Source organism: Curvibacter sp. AEP1-3 (assembly GCF_002163715.1).
Taxonomy (GTDB): Bacteria; Pseudomonadota; Gammaproteobacteria; order Burkholderiales; family Burkholderiaceae_C; genus Allorhodoferax.
The window spans coordinates 3,597,841-3,618,879 of sequence record NZ_CP015698.1 but is presented as its reverse complement, the minus strand read 5'-3'; the positions used below and the strand labels follow the sequence as shown (position 1 = coordinate 3,618,879).

The 21,039-nt window shown below is 55.3% G+C and carries 20 protein-coding genes; 7 read left to right on the top strand and 13 right to left on the bottom strand.

Translation table 11 applies throughout. From position 1 onward, the window contains the following. Positions 1-8 precede the first annotated feature (8 nt). From pilQ to AEP_RS16945, 5 genes are read right to left on the bottom strand one after another with little or no spacing between them, the layout of a single operon-like run. Positions 9-2,066 carry a type IV pilus secretin PilQ gene (gene pilQ, locus AEP_RS16965; RefSeq protein WP_087496479.1) on the bottom strand — a complete coding sequence of 686 codons (2,058 nt, stop codon included), beginning with the start codon at positions 2,064-2,066 and terminating at the stop codon, positions 9-11. A gap of 29 nt (positions 2,067-2,095) precedes the next feature. Continuing rightward, complete coding sequence (locus tag AEP_RS16960) at positions 2,096-2,638, bottom strand: pilus assembly protein PilP (protein ID WP_087496478.1); 543 nt, start codon at positions 2,636-2,638, stop codon at positions 2,096-2,098. Next, positions 2,635-3,300 carry a type 4a pilus biogenesis protein PilO gene (locus tag AEP_RS16955; protein WP_087496477.1) on the bottom strand — a complete coding sequence of 222 codons (666 nt, stop codon included), beginning with the start codon at positions 3,298-3,300 and terminating at the stop codon, positions 2,635-2,637. The genes AEP_RS16960 and AEP_RS16955 overlap by 4 nt, the downstream gene beginning before the upstream one ends. Before the next feature lie 6 nt (positions 3,301-3,306). Then, positions 3,307-3,969 carry a PilN domain-containing protein gene (locus AEP_RS16950; RefSeq protein WP_087496476.1) on the bottom strand — a complete coding sequence of 221 codons (663 nt, stop codon included), beginning with the start codon at positions 3,967-3,969 and terminating at the stop codon, positions 3,307-3,309. Further along, the gene (locus AEP_RS16945; protein ID WP_087496475.1) at positions 3,966-5,045 is read right to left on the bottom strand and encodes a pilus assembly protein PilM; all 1,080 of its coding nucleotides are present in this window, start codon (positions 5,043-5,045) and stop codon (positions 3,966-3,968) included. The genes AEP_RS16950 and AEP_RS16945 overlap by 4 nt, the downstream gene beginning before the upstream one ends. A gap of 274 nt (positions 5,046-5,319) precedes the next feature. Between AEP_RS16945 and AEP_RS16940 the strand changes: the two genes are divergently transcribed. Further along, positions 5,320-7,680 (top strand): penicillin-binding protein 1A, encoded by a 2,361-nt coding sequence (locus tag AEP_RS16940; protein ID WP_087497400.1) that lies wholly within the window; start codon positions 5,320-5,322, stop codon positions 7,678-7,680. Here AEP_RS16940 and cyaY read toward each other — a convergent pair. After that, positions 7,677-8,009 (bottom strand): iron donor protein CyaY, encoded by a 333-nt coding sequence (gene cyaY, locus AEP_RS16935; RefSeq protein WP_087496474.1) that lies wholly within the window; start codon positions 8,007-8,009, stop codon positions 7,677-7,679. The genes AEP_RS16940 and cyaY overlap by 4 nt on opposite strands. Before the next feature lie 12 nt (positions 8,010-8,021). Here cyaY and lptM point away from each other — a divergent pair, with 12 nt between their 5' ends. Beyond that, a complete protein-coding gene (gene lptM, locus AEP_RS21410) occupies positions 8,022-8,204 on the top strand; it encodes an LPS translocon maturation chaperone LptM (protein ID WP_428983776.1) in 183 nt (60 codons plus the stop codon). Further along, complete coding sequence (lysA, locus tag AEP_RS16930) at positions 8,201-9,484, top strand: diaminopimelate decarboxylase (RefSeq protein ID WP_087496473.1); 1,284 nt, start codon at positions 8,201-8,203, stop codon at positions 9,482-9,484. Before lptM ends, lysA begins: the two co-directional genes overlap by 4 nt. A 32-nt stretch (positions 9,485-9,516) precedes the next feature. Here the strand turns inward: lysA and AEP_RS16925 are convergent, their stop codons facing one another. From AEP_RS16925 to AEP_RS16905, 5 genes are all read right to left on the bottom strand, one after another. Further along, positions 9,517-10,131: a sulfite oxidase heme-binding subunit YedZ gene (locus AEP_RS16925; RefSeq protein ID WP_087496472.1), complete on the bottom strand. Its 615-nt coding sequence runs from the start codon at positions 10,129-10,131 to the stop codon at positions 9,517-9,519. Positions 10,132-10,146: 15 nt separating this feature from the next. Further along, positions 10,147-11,154, bottom strand: coding sequence for a protein-methionine-sulfoxide reductase catalytic subunit MsrP (gene msrP, locus AEP_RS16920; RefSeq protein ID WP_087496471.1), 1,008 nt, complete (start codon positions 11,152-11,154; stop codon positions 10,147-10,149). Between the two features lie 45 nt (positions 11,155-11,199). Next, a complete protein-coding gene (gene ccsB, locus AEP_RS16915) occupies positions 11,200-12,465 on the bottom strand; it encodes a c-type cytochrome biogenesis protein CcsB (RefSeq protein WP_442873371.1) in 1,266 nt (421 codons plus the stop codon). Between the two features lie 87 nt (positions 12,466-12,552). Next, positions 12,553-14,673: a cytochrome c biogenesis protein ResB gene (locus tag AEP_RS16910; protein WP_087496469.1), complete on the bottom strand. Its 2,121-nt coding sequence runs from the start codon at positions 14,671-14,673 to the stop codon at positions 12,553-12,555. A gap of 106 nt (positions 14,674-14,779) precedes the next feature. Next, a complete protein-coding gene (locus AEP_RS16905) occupies positions 14,780-15,418 on the bottom strand; it encodes a c-type cytochrome (RefSeq protein WP_087496468.1) in 639 nt (212 codons plus the stop codon). A 70-nt stretch (positions 15,419-15,488) separates the two neighbouring features. Here AEP_RS16905 and yihA point away from each other — a divergent pair, with 70 nt between their 5' ends. Continuing rightward, positions 15,489-16,223, top strand: a complete 735-nt coding sequence (yihA, locus tag AEP_RS16900) for a ribosome biogenesis GTP-binding protein YihA/YsxC (protein WP_442873340.1) — start codon at positions 15,489-15,491, stop codon at positions 16,221-16,223. Here the strand turns inward: yihA and AEP_RS16895 are convergent. Together AEP_RS16895 and AEP_RS16890 are read right to left on the bottom strand one after the other, a co-directional pair. Then, positions 16,217-17,077, bottom strand: a complete 861-nt coding sequence (locus tag AEP_RS16895) for a lysophospholipid acyltransferase family protein (protein WP_087496467.1) — start codon at positions 17,075-17,077, stop codon at positions 16,217-16,219. The two genes, yihA and AEP_RS16895, sit on opposite strands and share 7 nt — an antisense overlap. Beyond that, positions 17,074-17,934, bottom strand: coding sequence for a lysophospholipid acyltransferase family protein (locus AEP_RS16890; protein WP_087496466.1), 861 nt, complete (start codon positions 17,932-17,934; stop codon positions 17,074-17,076). Before AEP_RS16890 ends, AEP_RS16895 begins: the two co-directional genes overlap by 4 nt. A 179-nt stretch (positions 17,935-18,113) precedes the next feature. Between AEP_RS16890 and metK the strand changes: the two genes are divergently transcribed. Genes metK through AEP_RS16875 form a run of 3 tightly spaced genes read left to right on the top strand, consistent with a single transcriptional unit; the run spans position 18,114 to position 21,034 of the window. Further along, positions 18,114-19,298, top strand: coding sequence for a methionine adenosyltransferase (gene metK / locus AEP_RS16885; RefSeq protein ID WP_087496465.1), 1,185 nt, complete (start codon positions 18,114-18,116; stop codon positions 19,296-19,298). Positions 19,299-19,307: 9 nt separating this feature from the next. Beyond that, positions 19,308-20,555, top strand: coding sequence for a glycosyltransferase family 9 protein (locus AEP_RS16880; RefSeq protein WP_087496464.1), 1,248 nt, complete (start codon positions 19,308-19,310; stop codon positions 20,553-20,555). Beyond that, positions 20,552-21,034, top strand: coding sequence for a GtrA family protein (locus AEP_RS16875; RefSeq protein ID WP_087496463.1), 483 nt, complete (start codon positions 20,552-20,554; stop codon positions 21,032-21,034). The genes AEP_RS16880 and AEP_RS16875 overlap by 4 nt, the downstream gene beginning before the upstream one ends. The last annotated feature ends 5 nt before the right edge of the window (positions 21,035-21,039 follow it).

Genomic DNA, 21,039 nt, shown 5'->3' with positions numbered 1-21,039 from the left:
TGCCAGAGTTACCGGCCAACCACCTTGTCTGCAATGACCTTAGGTGTGATGAACACCAGCATTTCACGCTTGGTGATTTCCTTTGCCCGGTTGCGGAACAAGACGCCCAATCCAGGCAAGTCACCGAAGAATGGAACTTTGGTTTCGCTGTCGGTCGAGCTTTCTGTAAAGATGCCGCCGATAACTACGGTGCCACCGTTCTCAACCAATACTTGCGTTTGCACGTGCTTGGTATCAATTGCAAATCCAGCAGGAGTGCTCTGACCGACAGTGTCCTTGGTCACATCCAGGGTGAGGATGATGTTTCCTTCAGGGGTGATCTGCGGCAGTACTTCCAGTTTCAAGTTAGCCTTCCGGAACGCGATCGAAGTAGCACCGCTAGACGAGGCCACTTGATATGGCAATTCCGTGCCCTGTTCAATCAGCGCCTTGATCTGGTCTGCAGTAACGACTCGAGGACTGGAGACCACCTTGCCTTTGCCTTCAGCCTCGAGGGCGGAAATCTCAAGGTTCAAGAACCTGTCAGCGCCAGCGCCAAAAATAGAAACTGCAAATTGCCCGGGAGTACTGGAGCCAAGTGCACCTGTGGATGGGAGATTTACAAAGTTGCCGGAAGTTGTCGCTGCCGAACCAACGACATAACTTGAGCCCAATGCAATTCCCGGCTTATCGCCGGAAGCAGCTGCAGTGCCGCCTCCACCCAATTTGACGCCTAACGATTTTCCGAAACTATCGGACGCCTCAACGATACGCGCCTCAATCAAAACTTGTCGAACAGCAATATCAATTTTTGCAATCAACTGTTGAACTTGCTCCAATTTACTCGGAATATCAGTGACAAATAATTGATTTGTGCGTGTTTCAAAAATCACGCTACCTCGAGAACTCAGAATTCGACTTGCCGTAACACCTTGGCCCGGTCCGGAACCAGCTGCAATCAGGCCCGCCGCAATATCTGCTGCTTTGCCGTAATTGATTTGGAATGCTTGGGTACGAAGGGGTTCAAGATTCTGTACTGCAACAACTGTTTCAAGATCTAACTTTTCTTTGGCCGCAATCTCATCCTTCGGGGCAACCCACAGAACATTGCCCGTCTTGCGCATACCTAGGCCCTTAGCCTGCAAAATGATGTCCAGCGCTTGGTCCCAAGGGACGTCCTGCAAACGCAATGTCACCGATCCTGAAACAGAGTCAGAGGTCACGATATTAAAATTAGTGAAATCTGCAATCACTTGCAAGAGCGAACGCACTTCAATATTCTGGAAATTCAGCGATAGCTTTTGGCCGTTATAGCCAACACCTTGCGTCAATTTCTTTGGATCCACCTTCACTTCTTTAATCTCAACCACGAATTGCTCGTCACTCTGGTAAGCACTGTGCTCCCAATCACCTTTAGGCTCGATAACCATACGAACTCGATCACCAGATTGAGTTGTAGATACAGACTTCACTGGAGTGCCAAAATCTGCAACATCCAGCTTCCGGCGTAAGCCCTCTGGCAAACTGGATTTCATGAATTCGACAACCAAACCTTGACCTTGTTGGCGGATGTCTACCCCAACTTGATTGTTGGGCAAGGTAACAACCACTCTTCCCGATCCATCAGTACCGCGCCTAAAGTCGATATCCCTCAACGGAGCCGTTACCCTGCTAGTCGTCTCGGAAAATGCATTGATCGGTTTGGCGTTGGCAGACTCTGTTGCATCCAAAGAAACAAGGAGCGACTTGCCTTGGATTTCAGCCTTGTAGGCAGCAGCTTGTTTCAAATTCAAGACCACACGGGTGCGCTCACCTGCTTGAACCACGCTAACAGATTTGAGATTCCCTTGATTGATTTCGACAGTAGAACGACCCATCGCATTGGATACGCCGGGGAAATCCAATGCAATCCTTGCAGGTGACTGGATTGCAAACCCTGTAGGCAACGAAGTCAGCGCTTGCGACAAATCAATTCTCACAACTTCGCTTCCGCCCTGAACAGAGCCAGAAACGGCCTCGATAGAACCTTGAGCAAAAGCCGCGTGCCCGAGCAAAACAGACAACACAAAGCCGATTTTTTTCAACATGCGCGTTCCAATTAAATTAATTCGGTTTGTCATTTCGCCTTCTCTTGCAACTCTAGAGTTGCTGCTCGCTCAATCCATTCCCCCACAGCGTCCTGAACTATCTCGCGGAGAGTGACCTGCGTTTCAGTGATTTTTGTAACCTTGCCATAATTTTGGCCAAGATAATTACCCAACTTCACTTGGTATAACAAATTATCAACCTTTACCAAAGCAACTGGTTGGCCAGTTTTTGTAAGATTACCGACCAAGGACATCGAATCCAAAGGAAAAGCCTCCAACGGCTCCTTTCTTCGCGCCAGCTCAGGAGCAATCAATGCTCCGTTAGTTACTGCCTGCGACGACTCCCTCTTCAAAGCTTGGGTTAACTTGACATTACTGAACGGTTCAATCGCAGCTGTATTTGTATAAGCTTCCGGCACAAACTGCTTTGGAGCAGGGATTGGAGCGACCTTTGGACGAGTTTGATTTCTCTCTTCAACGATCCATTGCCTAAGGTCGTCTTCGCTGCTTGATCCACAAGCACTCAAAAGAGCCAGCAACAAAAAGCCGGTTAAACCGATCAACCTATTCATTTCTGGGCTCCAGTCGCTTTTCGCTGCGCCTTCACTTCGTCAGGATCCAAATAGCGGAATGTCTTCGCAGTAGCATCTAATATCAATGTTCCATCAGTTCGCGGAGCAAGGGAAAGGTTATTGAGGGTTACGATGCGTGAGAGGTTCGCTATGTCGGAAGCAAAGTTGCCAATATCATGATATTTTCCCGTGACTCTTATTGTGATAGGAAGCTCAGCATAATATTCTTTAACTGCGACCTGCCCAGGACGAAACAATTCAAACTGGAGACTTCGCCCTAGACCGGCTTGATTGATATCCGAAAGCAATGCGTCCATCTCAGCTTTGCTTGGCAACTGTTTTTCCAGTTGCGTTACGTACTGTTGTACCTGTTCACGCTGCTTCTTTAAAACATCGAGATTGACTGCTTTAGTTAGCTTGGTTTTGTAATCTTCTCTCAGCTTTACTTCTTTATCTTGCTCTTGCTGAAGAGACTCTTGAGAACCAGTAAGCCATGTAAACCACAGAACTATCACTATGACCGCAGCGCTAAATACAAATAGGGCATAGCGAGGAGCGGATGGCCAAAGCGAAGGGTCCTTGGGATCCAGATCACGGAACTGCGCCACCAGCTTTTGCTGGATCACTGCAAAGTCAAATGAGGGGTTTGGGCTAATGGGCATAAGTACCTAGGACGGAGATTTTGCATTGACACCAGACGCCGGTATGCCAGGGCTGCTACTAGGACTAGACACAACCTCAGCGGTTTTGGCTCCCAGCTTTTCAGCCTCACTCGTTCGCATCAATTTCACTTTGATTGTGAAGTTATAAACTCTCTTCTGTTCCTTTGAAGAAATAGTCGCTGAACCGGAAGTTATTTCAATTAATTCTGGTTTAGTAAACCAAGGTGTGTTATTGGCTAGATTACGAAGCAACTCAGAGACGCGCTCGTTGGACTGAGCTATACCAGCAAGAGATACTTGCTGATCCTGCTGCACCATCCGATTGATATACACTCCATCAGGCAACTGATTAACCAGTTCAGTCATCAAATGAACCGGCAAATTTCTATCCGACTGCAGGTCTTCAACCGCTTGCTGGCGAGCTCGCAATGCAGCGATTTCCGCCTCCAAGCCTGCAATATCTTTTATCTGCCCTTCAAGCTTTTTAATCTCAGTTTCCAAGACTAAGTTACTTCCTTGTTGCTGAGTAATGGCAGCTTGATACCAAAGGAATATAGTTCCAGCAATAACTCCGCCAAGTAATGCGGATGCACCCAAGGAAACGTTGAATAAATCCTTGCGTCGTTTGCGCGCAACCTCACGGTGAGGCAATAGATTAATCAATATCATTGCGAAAACCTCCGCAATGCCAGACCGCAAGATGTCAGATAAGAGGGCGCCTCTCTCGTCATTCTTTTGAGCCTGACTCCATCGCCAATTTCCATCCCGTCAAAAGGATTCAACAAGCTGCAAGGGAAGGTAGTGTGTTGGGTGACTGCGTTGGTTAAGCCCGGCAATGCTGCAGAACCGCCCGCCAGCATGATGTAGTCCACCTTGTTATGTGGAGTACTGGTAAAAAAGAACTGCAACGCGCGGCCAAGCTCCTGAACCATGGTTTCGATGAATGGCTTCAATACAGTAGATTCGTAATCATCTGGCAACTCGCCACTGCGTTTTTTGCTCTCTGCTTCTTCCTGCGAAAAGCCATACTGCCTAACAATGAGCTGTGTCAGCTGTGCGCCACCGAATGCCTGATCACGGTCATACAACACCTCATCGTCCCGCATTACTTGCATGCTGGTCGTCATTGCACCTATTTCGAACAGCGCCACGATCAAACCAGCGCCTTTGCTGGGCAAGTTTTCAATCAACCGACCGGCTGCCAGACGGGATGCATAGGACTCCACATCAACAATCACAGGAGTCAAGCCTGCAGCTTCGGCAAGTCCCTGAATGTCTTGAACTTTTTCCCGACGGGAAGCCGCGATAAGCACTTCAATGTCACCTGCGGAAGCAGCGCTCGGACCGATGACGCAGAAATCCAAACTTACTTCGTCTAAAGGGAAAGGAATGTATTGGTTAGCTTCAGACTCAACTTGCTGTTCAAGCTCCATGTCAGACATGCCGCCAGGCAAGATGATTTTCTTGGTGATGACAGCTGAAGGTGGCAATGCCATCGCCACATTCTTAGTCTTTGTGCCACTCTTTTTGACGAGCTTTCTGACGGCATCTGCAACTTCATCGAATTTTTCGACGTTGCCATCGGTAATCCAGCCGCGCTCCAACGGTTCAATGGCGCATCGCTCCAGAACCAGATTGCCGGCTTTGTCACGCCCCAACTCCACCAGCTTTACGCTGGACGAGCTGATGTCCAACCCGAGCATGGGAGCGGGCTGCCGGCTGAATAAAGACCCCAATGAGATCAAAATGGTCCCCTGAAACGGACTGACAACAGGCCAGTCAAACTTAAGAATTCACTTGAATGCTATCAGCAAGAGTATTGAGCGGCAAAGGTTTTTTCACTTTCTGACAATTTATAACGTTGTCAAAAGCAGACGTTAAACGCCGCCTTTCGGATACGATTTCATCTTAGCGGGGTCGTCAGCATTTCAGGATGCAGGATGTGATCCTTCATCCATGCCTGCCAGTGAGGCCCTCAACGGTGTCATTTTTATAATGATCCGAACGCCCAAGATTGCTATGCCAGATCCACAAGACTCCATCAAAACTGCCAAACCCAAGACACGACATTGGGCATTGGTCACTCTTTTTTGGCTCGTGGGCCTCGCCACAGCTGGCATTTTTTCCATACTGGCATTGGTCGCACTCGCGTTGTCCATGGCCTACCCCAACCTTCCGGACATTAGCGACCTGTCTGATTACCGCCCCAAGCTGCCTTTAAGAATTTATTCAGCAGAGGGGGACTTGATCGGGGAGTTCGGTGAAGAGCGCCGAAAACTCACCCCCATCAAGGAAATCCCCAAAGCCATGACAGACGCGATCCTAGCCGTTGAGGATGCACGTTTCTATCAGCATGGCGGGGTGGACTATATCGGCGTGATCCGCGCGGGGTTGGCTAACGTAGGGCGCGTCAAAAGTCAGGGGGCATCAACCATCACCATGCAGGTCGCGCGCAATGTCTACCTGACCTCGGAAAAAACATTCACTCGCAAGATCTATGAAATTCTGCTGACTTTTAAACTAGAACATTTGCTGTCCAAAGATCAGATCCTTGAGATCTATATGAACCAGATCTTCTTGGGGAATCGTGCATACGGTTTTGCAGCGGCTGCTGAAACTTACTTCGGGAAGCCACTGAAGGACATCTCAATTGCGGAAGCTGCCATGCTGGCGGGCCTCCCTAAGGCCCCCTCCGCTTACAACCCGATCAGTAATCCGAAACGCGCGAGAGCACGCCAGCAGTACATCATTGATCGCATGCTCGAGAACGGATTCATCACAGATGAAGAAGCTGAGACAGCCCGAAATGAAGAACTAAAGGTCAAGAACGGCCCGGGCGCAAACCCGATACATGCGGAATATGTCGCCGAAATGGTGCGGCAACTGATGTTTTCTCAGTATGGAGAAGAGACCTACACGCGCGGCCTGAACGTCTTCACAACTCTCAAATCCGAACAGCAAATCGCGGCTTACCGCGCACTTCGGCGGGGCATCATGGACTTTGAGCGTCGTCAGGTCTACCGCGGCCCTGAGAAGTTTCTGGAACTACCTGCCAAGGGCCAGGAACTGGAAGATGCAATTGATGAAGCCTTGGACGAACACCCCGACAACGGAGACGTGATGGCTGCCGTCGTGCTGGAGGCAGACGCCAAGCACATCAAAGCACAGCGTCAGGGTGGAGAAATTGTGGAGATCATTGGTGACGGCCTGAAGCCAGCCCAGTCCGGCCTATCCGACAAAGCGCCCCCTAACATCAAACTCCGCAAGGGGGCCTTGATCCGGGTTGCAAAAACGGCCAAAGGAACGTGGGAAATTACCCAACTACCGGAAGTGGAAGGTGCTTTCGTAGCCCTAGACCCTCGGGACGGATCGATCAAAGCACTGGTCGGCGGCTTTGACTTCAACAAAAACAAATTCAACCACGTCACACAAGCGTGGCGCCAACCTGGCTCTAGCTTCAAGCCCTTTATCTACTCTGCGGCCTTGGAGAAGGGTTTCGGTCCAGCAACCGTTGTCAACGACGCGCCTTTGTTTTTTGATGCAGGCGTAACCGGCGGACAACCTTGGGAACCCAAAAACTACGATGGTACTTTTGAAGGACCCATGACCCTGCGACGCGGCCTGGCCAAATCCAAGAACATGATTTCCATCCGGGTTCTCAACTCCATAGGCGCACCCTACGCACAAGAGTGGATCACCCGTTTCGGCTTTGAGGCGGACAAGCACCCCGCGTATCTCACTATGGCTTTGGGTGCCGGCGCGGTGACACCGATGCAAATGGCAAGTGCTTACTCTGTGTTCGCAAACGGTGGCTACAGAGTGAACCCTTGGCTCATTACCAAAGTCAGCGAACAACGGGGCAAAGTATTGGTAGAGACAGAGCCGCCGGTTTTGGCAGACACAGAGCGTGCCATTGACGAGCGCAATGCCTTCATGATGAGCAGCTTTTTGCAGGAAATAACCCGGTCTGGAACTGCTGCACGTGCACAGGCCACCTTAAAGCGGCCGGACTTGTACGGCAAAACCGGCACGACCAACGACTCCATGGACGCGTGGTTTGCTGGTTATCAGCCCACTCTCACTGCCATCACCTGGATAGGATACGACACGCCCCGCAAGCTGGGTGACCGCGAAACCGGTGGAGGCCTGAGCCTGCCTGTCTGGATCAGCTTCATGGAGACGGCCCTGAAGGGCGTACCAGTTTCAGAGCCCACTGCACCGGAAGGTGTCGTGAAACTAGGCAATGAGTGGTACTACGAGGAATTCACACACGGGGCTGGCGTTAGCACTCTGGGATTGAGTGATAAACCGGATACGCCAGCTGAAGCCCCTGCCGCTGCGGATGAAAAGAAAAAAATTATCGATCTTTTCAAAAACTAGCCCGCTGTAAACACCAAGTCCATGCCGGCTTGCTGGCTGGCATTGGCACTCAAGGCCGCGAAAAATTCGCCCTGCCCTTTGGTGTCCTGCCATTCGGTGCCAGACCATTTGTAATGGTAGCCACCAGACTTGGCTGCCATCCAGACCTCATGCAAGGGTTTCTGCAAATTCACGATGATCTGGGTGCGATTAGCAAAAGTCAGTGTCACCATGCTGCCAACCCGCTGGTTGTCCACATCAGCATCCGATTCGTCGTTGATGCGATCGCATGACAACTCCAAAGCACGCAACAAAGACTCGGCAAGACTCATGAATTCTGGGTCGGTCATTACAATTTCACTATGTTGAATCGAACGCGAATTCTAGTCAGAGGCTTGATCCCGCTGATTTGTGTGCTTACTTTGGGGGCATGCGGCCAAACAGGCCCGCTTTTTCTACCCAAAGTTCCACCCAAAGTGTCGCCGGCCAGCAGCACAACGCCCCTTCCAGCCACCAAAGCTTCAGACACCACACCTGCACCATGAGCGCCACTCTTCTACCCGGCCAGCCCCACGTCCATTATGAGAACAGTCAGCTCCACGTGGAGGGCTGCTCGCTGGATGCGTTGGCCAGCACCCATGGTACGCCGCTGTTTGTTTATTCCAAGGCCTCCATGCTGGACGCGCTCGCGGCCTACCAGCGCGGCTTTGCAGGGCGCAATGCCCGCATTTGCTATGCGATGAAGGCCAACTCTTCCTTGGCCATTCTGCAATTGTTCGCCAAAGCCGGATGCGGCTTCGACATCGTGTCTGAAGGCGAATTAGCGCGAGTCCTGGCCGCCGGTGCCGATGCTGGCAAGGTCATTTTTTCTGGCGTCGGAAAAACACGTGCTGAAATGGCCCGCGCCCTGGAAGTTGGCATCGGCTGCTTCAACGTGGAAAGCGAAGCCGAGATCGATGTCTTGAACGAGGTCGCGCTCGGCATGGGCATGCAGGCCCCTATCAGCATCCGCGTCAACCCCAACGTCGACCCCAAGACGCACCCCTACATCTCCACCGGCCTCAAAGGCAACAAGTTCGGCATCGCGCACGAACGCACGCTGATGACCTACCAGCGCGCTGCCGCGCTGCCCGGCCTGAAGGTCGTGGGTATCGACTGCCACATCGGCTCCCAGATCACGGAGGAAACGCCCTACCTCGATGCCATGGACCGCATGCTGGATCTGGTGGAGTCGATTGAAGCCGCAGGCATCGCCATTCACCATATCGACTTCGGCGGCGGCTTGGGTATCAACTACAACGGAGACACGCCTCCGGCTGCCGACGCCCTGTGGCACAAGCTGCTCGCCAAGCTCGACACACGTGGCTTCGGCCAGCGGCAGCTCATGATTGAGCCCGGACGCTCCCTGGTGGGTAACGCAGGCGTCTGTGTGACTGAGGTTCTGTACATGAAGCCCGGAGAACAGAAGAATTTCTGTATCGTGGACGCGGCCATGAACGACCTGCCCCGCCCGGCCATGTACCAGGCCTTCCACACCATCGTGCCTGTTAAGCAGGCGGCCTCTCAATCATCGGGCGCTGAAGTGTTTGACGTAGTGGGCCCGGTGTGCGAGAGCGGGGACTGGATCGGTCACGACCGCACACTGCAAGTGCAGTCAGGCGACAAGCTCGCAGTTCTGTCGGCAGGCGCTTACTGCATGAGCATGTCAAGCAACTACAACTCCCGCCCTAAAGCTGCCGAGGTGTTGGTGGACGGTGCACAGAGCCATTTGATCCGTCAGCGCGACAGCTTTGCCGACCAGATCCGCGGCGAAAAGCTGCTCTAAACGCTATAAAAAGAATAGCTGCTCGCGCATATTCAACGGGCGCCAGCAGTCCTTTTTATCCAAAAATTCCGGGCACGCCACCCGAGCAAAGCACTCAGAATGGCGGCATATACCGCCACCTCTGCGAAATTGTTTTTGCCGGCGCGCATCCAGAAGAAGTGGAGGATGGCGAATACAGCAATCGCGTACACACTTCGGTGCAAAGTCTGCCACCGCTTTGCCCCCATCGCTTTGATCGCCCGGTTGAAGGACGTGGCAGCCAACGCAGTGAGCAACACCATCCCTGCAAAGCCGACCAGAATAAACGGCCGCTTTACGATGTCGACAACGATGTCAGCAAGCTCCAGCCCCATGTCCAACCAGCTGTAAGCAGCCAAGTGAAGAAGGCCGTAGCAAAAAGTCGAAACGCCCACCATGCGGCGAAAGCGGGCTAATCCGGACCAGCCAGTGACGACCCGTAGTGGGGTGATCAACAGCGTCAGGCAGAGCAAACGCAAGGTCCAATCTCCTGTGGACCGGATCAGGGCTTCAGCCGGATTTGCACCCAACTGTTCGGCCACCGCAGCCCACACCAGATAGGCCAAGGGAGCGCAAATCGCCAAAAGCAGGCACGGTTTGGCACCGCGGTGTAGCAACCACGTGTTCATCAACGTCCGCCGGATTTAGAAAAACTTCTTCAAGTCCATGCCGGCGTACAACTGACCCACTTGGGCCTCATAGCCGTTGAACATCAAGGTCTTGCGCTTTTTGGCAAACAAGCCATCTTCGCCAATGCGACGCTCCGTGGCTTGGCTCCAGCGTGGGTGATCCACGTTCGGATTCACGTTGGAATAGAAGCCATATTCATTCGCTGCAGCCTTATTCCAAGCGGTGGCCGGTGGCTTCTCGGTGAAGCGGATCTTCACGATGCTCTTGCCGCTCTTGAAGCCGTATTTCCACGGCACCACCAGCCGTACCGGAGCCCCGCTCTGGTTCGGCAATATCTCGCCGTACATGCCAAAGGTCAGTAACGTCAGCGGATGCTGGGCTTCATCCAAACGCAGGCCTTCCACGTAGGGCCAATCCAGGACTCTGGAACCTACAAAAGGCATGGTTTTGGGGTCTGCCAGCGTCACGAACTCCACATACTTGGCGCTCCCCAAAGGCTCTACCTTCTTGATCAGCTCAGCCAGTGAATAGCCCACCCACGGGATCACCATGGACCAGCCCTCTACGCAACGCAGGCGATAGATCCGCTCTTCCATGGGGCTGAGTTTGAGCAGGTCTTCCATCGCAAACTTGCCCGGTTTTTTGACGAGGCCCTCCACCTCCACCGTCCACGGTGTGGTTTTGAGGGTATGGGCGTTGACCGCGGGGTCCGCCTTGTCGGTACCGAATTCGTAGAAATTGTTGTAGGTGCTGGCGTCTTTGTAGGGTGTGACCTTCTCGGACGTGACCGCCCCGTCCACCGACGTGGCTTTGGTGTTGAGCGCAGCCAGCTTGCCGGGCTTTGCGCCCCAGCCTGCACCTTGGGCTATGGCTTTTCGGGAAGCCCAGGTCGCCAAACCCGCGCCTGCGACGCCCGTTGCCATGTGTTTGAGTAGGCGGCGCCGGTCTTGATAGACCACCTGCGGTGTGATTTCGCTGGAAACCGGATGTTCGAACCCGTTAGAGGAGGACTTGATATGCATGGTGACTTCCTTGTTTCCAGTTTGGTCGTGGGAGACCGTGTTTTCTTACAAAGTTCCGTAGCTGTGCAACCCGCTAAGGAACATGTTCACCCCGATGAAGGCGAAGGTTGTGACTGCCAGCCCCGCCAGTGCCCACCAGGCGGCTACTGTGCCACGCAGGCCTTTCATCAGCCGCATATGTAACCAAGCAGCGTAGTTCAGCCAGACGATCAAGGCCCAGGTTTCTTTGGGATCCCAGCTCCAATAGCCACCCCAGGCTTCTGCAGCCCACAAGGCGCCCAGCACGGTAGCGATCGTGAAAAACGCGAATCCGACCGCGATGGACTTGTACATCACGTCGTCCAGCACTTCGAAATCGGGCAACTTGGCTGCGATTGCTTTGCGCCCCAATAAAATGCCGGCGACGATCAAGGCAGAAATGCCGAAGTACATGGCCCAGTAGTCACTCAAGCCGGTGACCGAAGACTTGCGAAACACGATGGGCTCAAAGCACAAGACCACGCCCAAGAGCCAGAGCGGCGCCATGCGGTACCACTTGGTCTCCGACGCTTGCTGCTTGATCAGGTAGGCAAAAGCCACCATCGCGGCCAAAGCAAAGGTACCGTAGCCGATGAAGTTGGCAGGGACGTGCAATTTCATCCACCAGCTTTTCAAAGCCGGGACCAAAGGCTGGATTTCTTGGGCTTGCCGCTCCACGGTGTACCAGAGCAAGAAACCGACCGCAGCACTCACCACCAGCATGACGAAGGCACCCAGCGCGCGGGTTTTGTATTGCGCTTCGAAGTACAAGTAAAACACAGCTGTCATCCAGCAGAACATCACGAACACTTCGTAGAGGTTACTCACCGGAATGTGGCCGATGTCTGCACCCAGCAGATAGCTCTCGTACCAACGCACCATGGTCCCGATGAGTGCCATAGTCACCGCGGCCCATACCAAGCGGGAAGCGACCAGTTCCAAACCGTCAGCCCGCCCTTTGGCGAACACACCAATCCAATAGAAAAGCGTCGCCATGAAAAACAGCATGCTCATCCACAAAATCGCAGATTGGCTGGACAAGAAGTACTTCAGCCAGAACACCGTTTCTGCACGTGCAAGGTCGTTCTGGTAAGTGTTAATTCCTAGCAATGAAAAAGCGGCAACCACCAGCATCAGTCGTTGCAGTGGCTTCCAAAGCCATCCCAGCCAGATGGCAGCAGGCATGGCCCCCAACAAGATGCCTTTTTCGTACACGTCCATGGCGGACTGGTATTGCACAAAGGCAAACACACCGCCTGCCATGACAAGCACTGCAAACAGCCATTCCCACATCGAGCGCTTGAAATAGCTGGCGTTCAATTCCAAGGTCACCGACCCATCGGTACCTACTGTTTCGTTGGCGGGTAGTGCGCTCATTTCTTATTCCTTCCAGGCTAACAGGCGGCGTTTCAGGTGGTCGAACTCTTTGTCGCCATCCATGGTTTTTCTGTTGGTGGACAGCGCCATCGTGGCCGCTGTCATGCCAGAGCCTGTTTCTACAGGCTCCAACCATATCCACAATCGGCGCTCACGCACATACAACATGGCAAAGACCCCGAGAATCAAGAGTGCACAACCCAGATACACCACGGTCTTACCCGGTGCCCGGGCAACCTGAAACACGCTGGCCTGTACTTGGGTGAAGTCGGTCAGAGAAAGCACGAAGGGAGCCGGATACAGAGGCACATCACTAAGGGCCAGTACGGCTTGGGTCATGAAGGTTTGCGTAGCGGCATCAGCGGGCAAGGGCTTCAACCCCGCTTTTTCTCGGCTGAGTTGGGCCAATTCGTAGAGCACACCATTCAATATGCGAACCAGCACTTCGCCTGCTTTATTCCGCTCGGTTTCCGGCACATTCGCCTCAATAAAGTCAGAGATAGCTTGTAAACCTGCTGTCGACTTGTCTGTACCGGCAAACAATGTCAACGCACGATTCGCAGACCCGGCGAGCTGCTCCACCAAGTCCGGGCGCTTGGAATCGATTGCTTTGGTCGCGTAGCGCCTGACCGCCTCTTTACGCAGTTCAGGATCTGCCAGCGCGCGGCTCAAGCGGAGAAAACCATCCATGCCACCATCTGCATCCGCAGGTACCCGCAGATAACGGAACGGTTCCGAGGGGCTCTCACGCATGCCCAGCAAAAACACTGAGGTGCCGTCACCGAGGTCGGCTGGCAGCATGTAGTTGTTGAACTCCCTCGCCTGTCCGGCTTTGTCGCGCAACTTGTAACTGAAGCTAGGCCCGATATTGCGCAGACTTTTGCCCTCTTTGTGTTTGTTGGCAGCGCCCAGCTGGGCATCTACCGCAGAGCGCAAGTCCACACCTCGCACATCCGTTTTGGCACCGGCATCCGCAGACAGGTTTTCAACGTTGATCACCCGCAGCCCCGTGTATTCCACCGTCAAGTCATCTGCATTGCCACTGTCGCGGCTGGCAATGGCGCTGCTGCCACCCACAATGCCCTGCAAGTCGAAAGCAGCACCTCCGGCACGAAGAGGTTGCGCCTTGAACTTCAGGGCCGAACCACCGTCATCAAAACTGGACTGGTAAATTTCAATGCCTTTGTAGCTCGCCGGATGGTTCACTTCCACGCGGGCAGGGATCTTTTCTCCCGTGGCTTTATCGTGAATAACGATGTCACTGGCAAACAGCTTGGGCATGCCGGTGGAGTAGTACTCCACAATGAATTTTTTGAGCTCTACAGCGAAGGGGAGCTCCTGCAACAGAATGCCGTCCGACTGGCTCAGGATGGCGGTGCTGGACTGGGTCCCTTCAGCCACCATCAGGTTACCCCGGAATGTCGGGTTGCGCTCGCTCAGGCGGTGTTCAGCAGGAACATCCGCAATCATCCCGCCACCCTTGAAAGGAACTTTACCGGCAAACAACATTTGCGCACGCACGACCAGATCACCATCCAGCAAGCCCCCCAGGCACACCAGCACAATGGCACTGTGGGCAGCGATGTAGCCCAGCTTGTTGGCAGCACCCGCTTTGGCGGCCAACATCCACCCCGTGCCCTTTGCAGTCTCGCGGGATTGGAGCTTGACCTTCCAACCGCCACCTGCCAGCAAGCCACCCAAACGACGGGCGGCAGCCTCCGGCGACTCTTGCATCTGCGCCTGCGCTTTATGCCCGAAAGCCTTCAGGCTTTGCTCCCGGATGTTTTCCTTGTAAGAGCGCAAATCAGCCAGTATCTTGGGTGTGTTCCGGGCCACACATAGCGAAGTGCTCACCACCAGAAACGCCAGGATCAGCAAAAACCACCATGCGCTGTAAACATTGAAAAGACTGGCGCGCTGAAAAACTTCCGCCCAGAACGGGCCAAACTGGTTGACGTAGTTCCCGACCGGTTCGTGCTGCTTGAGAACGGTTCCGATGATCGAAGCAATGCAAATCACCGTCAAAAGTGAGATGGCAAACCGCATGGAGGACAGCAGCTCCACGCCGGCACGCCAGGCACGGGAACCGACATTGAGCTCAATGCCTTGGGTTGAAACAGTCATGGAGGAAAATCATCAAAAAAAAAGCGGGCCATCGTGTTGATGGTCCCGCCTGTTGGGTTGTCTGCGCTCCCTTTGGTTCCCTCAAGAACCACAGAAAGCCGACGCTTTAGCGCAGCCCGGCGACGTAGTCGGCTACCGCCTTGATTTCGCGGTCATTCAGCTTCGCAGCCACTTGTGTCATTTGCAGGTTGTTCTTGCGGACTCCGTCGCGGAATGCTGTCAGTTGGGCCACGGTGTAATCGGCATGCTGGCCGCTCAAGCGAGGGTATTGGGAAGGAATACCAGCGCCGTTCGGGCTGTGGCAACCGGCACAGGCAGCGACCTGACGGTCTGCAATGCCACCGCGGTAAATACGCTCACCCAAGGTCACCAGTTCTTTGTCTTTCGCGAAACCGGGTTTGGCTTTTTTACTGGTCACCCAGTAAGCGATGTTTTTCATGTCCTCGTCGCTCAACGCAGACGCAAAGCCCTTCATGACCGCGTTATTGCGTTTGTCGGACTTGAACTCCTGCAACTGCTTCACCAGGTATTCGGGGTGCTGTTGTGCCAGCTTGGGGTAGGCGGGCGTACCAGAGTTGCCGTCGGCGCCGTGGCAAGCAGCGCACACAGCGCCATAGCTTGCCTCACCCTTGGCCAGATCCGGCTTTGCAACTGCAGCGGCCTCTTTTTTCGGCTCTTCCGCAAAGGAAGAAACAGCGAGCGTAGCCACGGAGGCTGCGATGATCAATTGAGCAATCAACTTCATAGGGATGTTGTGTCTGGTGGGCGGAACAGCGCCATTCTACAATGCAGCTCTGGGTTTACCTTCCAAATCAATGACCACAACACAAAACCCAAAGGGCGCGACCCCTTCCAAGACGATTTCAGCCCCTCCTGAGAAAAGCGCAGCCACCATCGCACTAGGCTGGCTGCATACCGCCCGATTCCTGACCACCGCCCCCCAACTGCACTTCCTGCCCGAGCTGGACGTACCTGAAATTGCCTTTGTCGGACGTTCCAACGCGGGCAAATCCACCTGCATCAACACACTGACCCAGCAGAAGCAGCTGGCATTCGCCTCCAAGAAGCCCGGGCGCACCCAGCACATCAACTTGTTTGCCTTGGGCAAACAAGGCGCCACCGACGCCGTGCTGACCGATTTGCCGGGTTATGGCTATGCGGCCGTTCCCAAGCAGGACAAAATCCGCTGGCAACAGGTGATGGCAAATTACCTGGTCACGCGCAAGAACTTGAAGGCCATTGTGCTCATGTGCGATCCGCGACATGGCATGACTGAGTTGGATGAAATCCTGCTGGACGTCATTCGCCCCCGCGTAGCAGAAGGCTTGAAATTCCTGGTCGTTTTGACCAAGGCCGACAAGTTGACCCGCTCTGAGGGCGCCAAAGTGCTGTCCATTACCAAGCTACAAGCCGGCGGGGGCGAAGTCCGTCTGTTTTCTGCGACCAAGCGCACCGGCATCGACGAAGTGGCTACGCTGCTATGGGACTGGGCACACCCCGATACACCATCCCTGGAGGCGCAGGCAATTCCTGCCACCGACGCTCAGTAAGGCGGCGTCATGCCCGCAGGCTGGTCTTTAAACCGTTTGTGCACCCAGTAATACTGCTCGGGCATCTGTTTGATGTAAGTTTCCAGCGTGCGGTTCATGCGGGCCGTATCTGCCTCCAAGTCCCCACTGGGAAAATCCATCCAAGCGGGGAGTACCTCGATCTCGTAGCCGGTGGACGTCAGGCGGCAAAGGATGGGTACCACCTTTGCGCGCGACAAGCGGGCAAAGCGCGACAGGGATGGAACGGTCGCGGCCGGGCGACCATAAAACGGCACGAACAAGGACTCTTCCGGACCGAAATTCATGTCGGGCAAGAGGTACAGCGGCTCTCCTGCCTTCAGTCCCGCAATGATGGGCTTCACCCCCTCAACCCGACCGAACAACCGTCCGCCGAATCGCTTGCGCCCGGCCAATATCCAAGCGTCAGCCACTTTGTTGGCTTGGTCGGTATAGATGGTCGTATAGCTGCGCTTGCCCTGCTGGGTCAAGGCTGTCCATCCGGCATCCAAGCCGACGAAATGCGGGGCGAACAAAACAGTGGGCGCTTCGCCCGCCAATTCTTCGAGAGCTCCGCACAAGCGTAAGCGCTCCCTGAGTACCTCAGGGCTTGCATGCCATAACCAGCCTCGATCCAGCCACGCTTGGGCGAACGCGACAAAAGTGCGGATCGATTGCCTGCTACGGAATGAGGGCGTCCATTCGGGGAAGCAGATTGTCAGGTTGATATCCACCACCCTCCGCCGTGAGCGAACCAGCAGGTACAAAGCCCAACCAAACACGACCCCCAAACCCCGAAGCAACGGCAGCGGCAACCGGCCCAGTACCTCAATGCAACGCAATATCCAACGACTCATTCTTTATGGCTTTCCTGTCCGACTGCCAGGTCCGGCCGCCGGGGTTGTTTATAGCGCGCGTAGCCCCACAGGTATTGAGAAGGCAATTCCCTGATGACCTGCTCCATGGCGGCATTGATCTGGGCGGTGGCTTCCGTCAAGTCCAGTGACAAGGCCAGCTCGTAAGGCCGCACACAGACTTTGTAACCCGCACCGGCCGGCAAACGCTCACCCCACGCCAAGACCAGACGGGCACCGGTTTGCTGGGCCAACCTCGCGGCCAGCGTCATGGTGTAAGCATCGCGTGCAAAAAAAGGAACCCAAGCGCCTTGACCCCCAGGGGGCACTTGGTCGGGCAGCAGACCCACACACTGCCCTGACCGCAGGGCTTTGATCAGCTGCTTCACTCCCGCCAGGTTGGCAGGTGCAGTGTGCAGACCCGGTCGCGCACGACTGGCCTCAATAATCCGGCGCAGCCACGCTTGACGGGCGGGCCGGTACAGCACCGTCATGGGCGCGCCGGATACCCCGAAGCGACTTGCAAAGGCCTGTGCAGTCACCTCAAAACTGCCCAAGTGAGGTGTCAAAAAAATAATCCCGCGCTGCTCAGCCAGCGCTTGCTCAATGTGATGGGCACCGTCCCACATCACCGGCACCGGGGCACCCAGCCATAGCCGGGGAAGCTCCATCACCATTCGACCGGCAGCTGCCACTGCTTTGCGTCGGTCTGCATCGAGAATTCCTGCCTGACTGGCGTTGTCCTGCAAGCGACTGCGGTAGCCGGGGGACAGCGCGTAGACCAGCCAACCGCACACAGCCCCCAAGCGGTGCAACAACCACAAAGGCCAGCGGGAGAGGAATTGAAATACAAAGGCCATGGGTGGGCTAAAATTCACGATGTCACCGAGTTATAGAACTACTTGCAGGGTGACTTCACAGGGGCAACTGATCAAAAAGAAGCCATTGTGCCTCGCCGATTCCGGCGTATCTGCTAAAGCGTTCGCTGAAAGCTCCAAAGCTCAAGCAACGCGTCTTGATGTTTTTTTGGAGAACTACTATGGCGAACGATTTCCTCTTTACCTCTGAATCCGTATCTGAAGGTCACCCTGACAAGGTGGCAGACCAGATTTCTGACGCGATTCTCGATGCGATTTTCAAACAAGACCCCCGCTCCCGCGTGGCGGCCGAAACCCTGACCAACACCGGTCTGGTGGTTCTGGCCGGTGAAATCACCACCAACGCGCATGTGGACTACATCCAGGTTGCTCGCGACACCATCAAACGCATCGGCTACGACAACACCGAATACGGCATCGACTACAAAGGTTGCGCGGTGCTGGTCGCTTACGACAAGCAGTCCAACGACATCGCCCAGGGCGTGGACCATGCGTCTGACGACCACCTCAACATCGGTGCCGGCGACCAGGGCCTGATGTTCGGCTACGCCTGTGACGAAACGCCCGAGCTGATGCCCGCCCCCATCTACTACGCCCACCGTCTGGTGGAGCGCCAGGCGCAACTGCGCAAAGATGGCCGCCTGCCCTTCCTGCGTCCGGACGCCAAGAGCCAGGTGACCATGCGCTATGTGGACGGCAAGCCCCATAGCATCGACACCGTGGTGCTGTCTACCCAGCACAGCCCTGACCAGTCCGAAACCCAGCACAAGATGAAGGCCTCGTTCACCGAAGCCATCATTGAAGAAATCATCAAGCCGGTGTTGCCCAAAGAGTGGCTGCAGAACACCCGCTATCTGATCAACCCCACCGGCCGTTTTGTGATCGGCGGACCCCAGGGTGATTGCGGCCTGACCGGTCGCAAAATCATTGTGGACACTTACGGTGGCGCCTGCCCCCACGGCGGTGGCGCATTCTCCGGCAAAGACCCGTCCAAGGTGGACCGTTCTGCCGCCTATGCAGCCCGCTATGTGGCCAAGAACGTGGTGGCCGCCGGTCTGGCGCGCCAGTGCCAGGTGCAAGTGGCCTACGCCATCGGCGTGGCCAAGCCCATGAACGTGACCGTATACACCGAAGGCACCGGCGTCATCCCTGACGACCAGATCGCCGCCCTGGTGAACGAACACTTCGACCTGCGCCCCAAGGGCATCATCCAGATGCTGGACCTGCTGCGCCCCATCTACGAAAAGACCGCGGCGTACGGCCACTTCGGCCGCGAAGAGCCCGAGTTCACCTGGGAGCGCACTGACAAGGCAGCTGCGCTGCGTGCCGCTGCCGGCCTGAAGTAAGCACTGCCCATGAACATCCAGACACAACGCTTCATTGACCGCTGGGCCGGCCAGCTACTCTGCGGCGGTGTGTCTGCATGGGTCCGGTTGACGGGGCTATTCGGCACACCGGCCCGTATGCCGGCTGCGCCGAAAAACATCCTGGTCATCCTGCTGTCTGAGATGGGTAGCATCGTGCTGGCAGGCCCCATGTTTGCAGAGTTACGCCGCAAGTATCCCGGTGCTGCCGTCCACATCCTGCAGCTCAAAAAGAACCAGGAAGTCTCCAAACTGCTGTCGCTCACGGACGTGGAGCACATGCACACGCTGGACGACAGTTCGGGCGGCTCGCTGATTTCGGACATTCTCAAAGTCAGCCTGAAGTTCCGAAGTATCGGGCTGGATGCAGTCATCGACTGTGAGCTGTTTTCGCGTGTGAGCGCCCTGCTGTCTTTCAGCACCGGTGCGCCGGTGCGGGTGGGGTTCACCCCGCACACGCAGGAAGGCCTGTACCGCGGCAGTTTCATCAACCACAGCATTCCGTACAACCCCTACCAGCACATCAGCAAGCAGTTTTTGTCACTGGTGGATGCGCTGGATGCGCCGTACAGCATGCCGCGCAACCGCCCCGCTGCGATCCGGAACACACCGGTGGACACCGAGCTTTCCGTCAAGTTCACCGATACCGAGCTGGAAACTTACCGCAGCAAGCTGGAGAGCGACCACCCTGTGACACGAGAACGGCGTCTCGTGCTGGTTTATGCCGGCGGCGGCATCCTGCCTGAGCGGGCTTGGCCTGCCAGCCACTATGCGCGCGTGGTGCAAGGGCTGTGCAATGCCGGCTATGCAGTCGGCCTGATCGGCCTGAAAGACGACGCTGTGCTGGCGCGTGACCTGCAAGCCCAAGTGGGCGACGCGGCCTGCCTGAACCTCACCGGCTACACCAAGAGCATCCGCGAGCTGCTCATGCTCATGCACGCCAGTGCCCTGCTGATCACCAACGACGGCGGCCCCAGCCACTTCGCCACGGTCACTCCTATTCAGACCATGGTGTTCTTCGGGCCGGAAACCGGCAAGCTGTATGGTCCCTTGGGGCATCGCACCATCATTCTGGAAAGCGGCATTGCCTGCTCCCCGTGCCTTACCGCCTACAACCACCGCCTGACTTTTTGTGACGGCGACAACCAGTGCCTCAAGCGCATTGCACCCGATCCGGTGCTGGACCAGGCACTGGCATTTTTGAATAATGCATCTGCCAGTGCAGGTGCCGCAGCATGAGCGCTGTGCAACGTTTGGTGCTCTGGGCACTCGGGCTGCTGGAGCGCTACCGCTACATCAAGTTCGGCATCGTCGGTGCCAGCGGCACGGTGGTGAACTTGGCGGTCTTGCACTTCGGGCACGAGTACCTGTTCAACCACATCGAAGCCGGCTACAACAAGCCCTACTTCTCGCTGGCTCTGGCCATCGCACTGGCCACCCTGAACAACTTCACTTGGAACCGGTTGTGGACCTGGTCCGACCGGGTCAAGACCCTGGAAGCGGGCGAGGTGCAACCGGTGAGCCTGCGCCTCTTGGGCATGGAGTTCGGGCAGTACGTCACAGCCTCCGCATTCGGCAGCGGCATGCAATATGTGCTAACCCTATTGCTGTCTGGCAGCATGGATTACCGCCTGGCAAACATCATCGCCATTGTGGCCGCCAGCGTAAGCAACTTTCTGGCCAACGACCGTTGGACCTTCAAACGCAAGCGCGACTGAGCAGA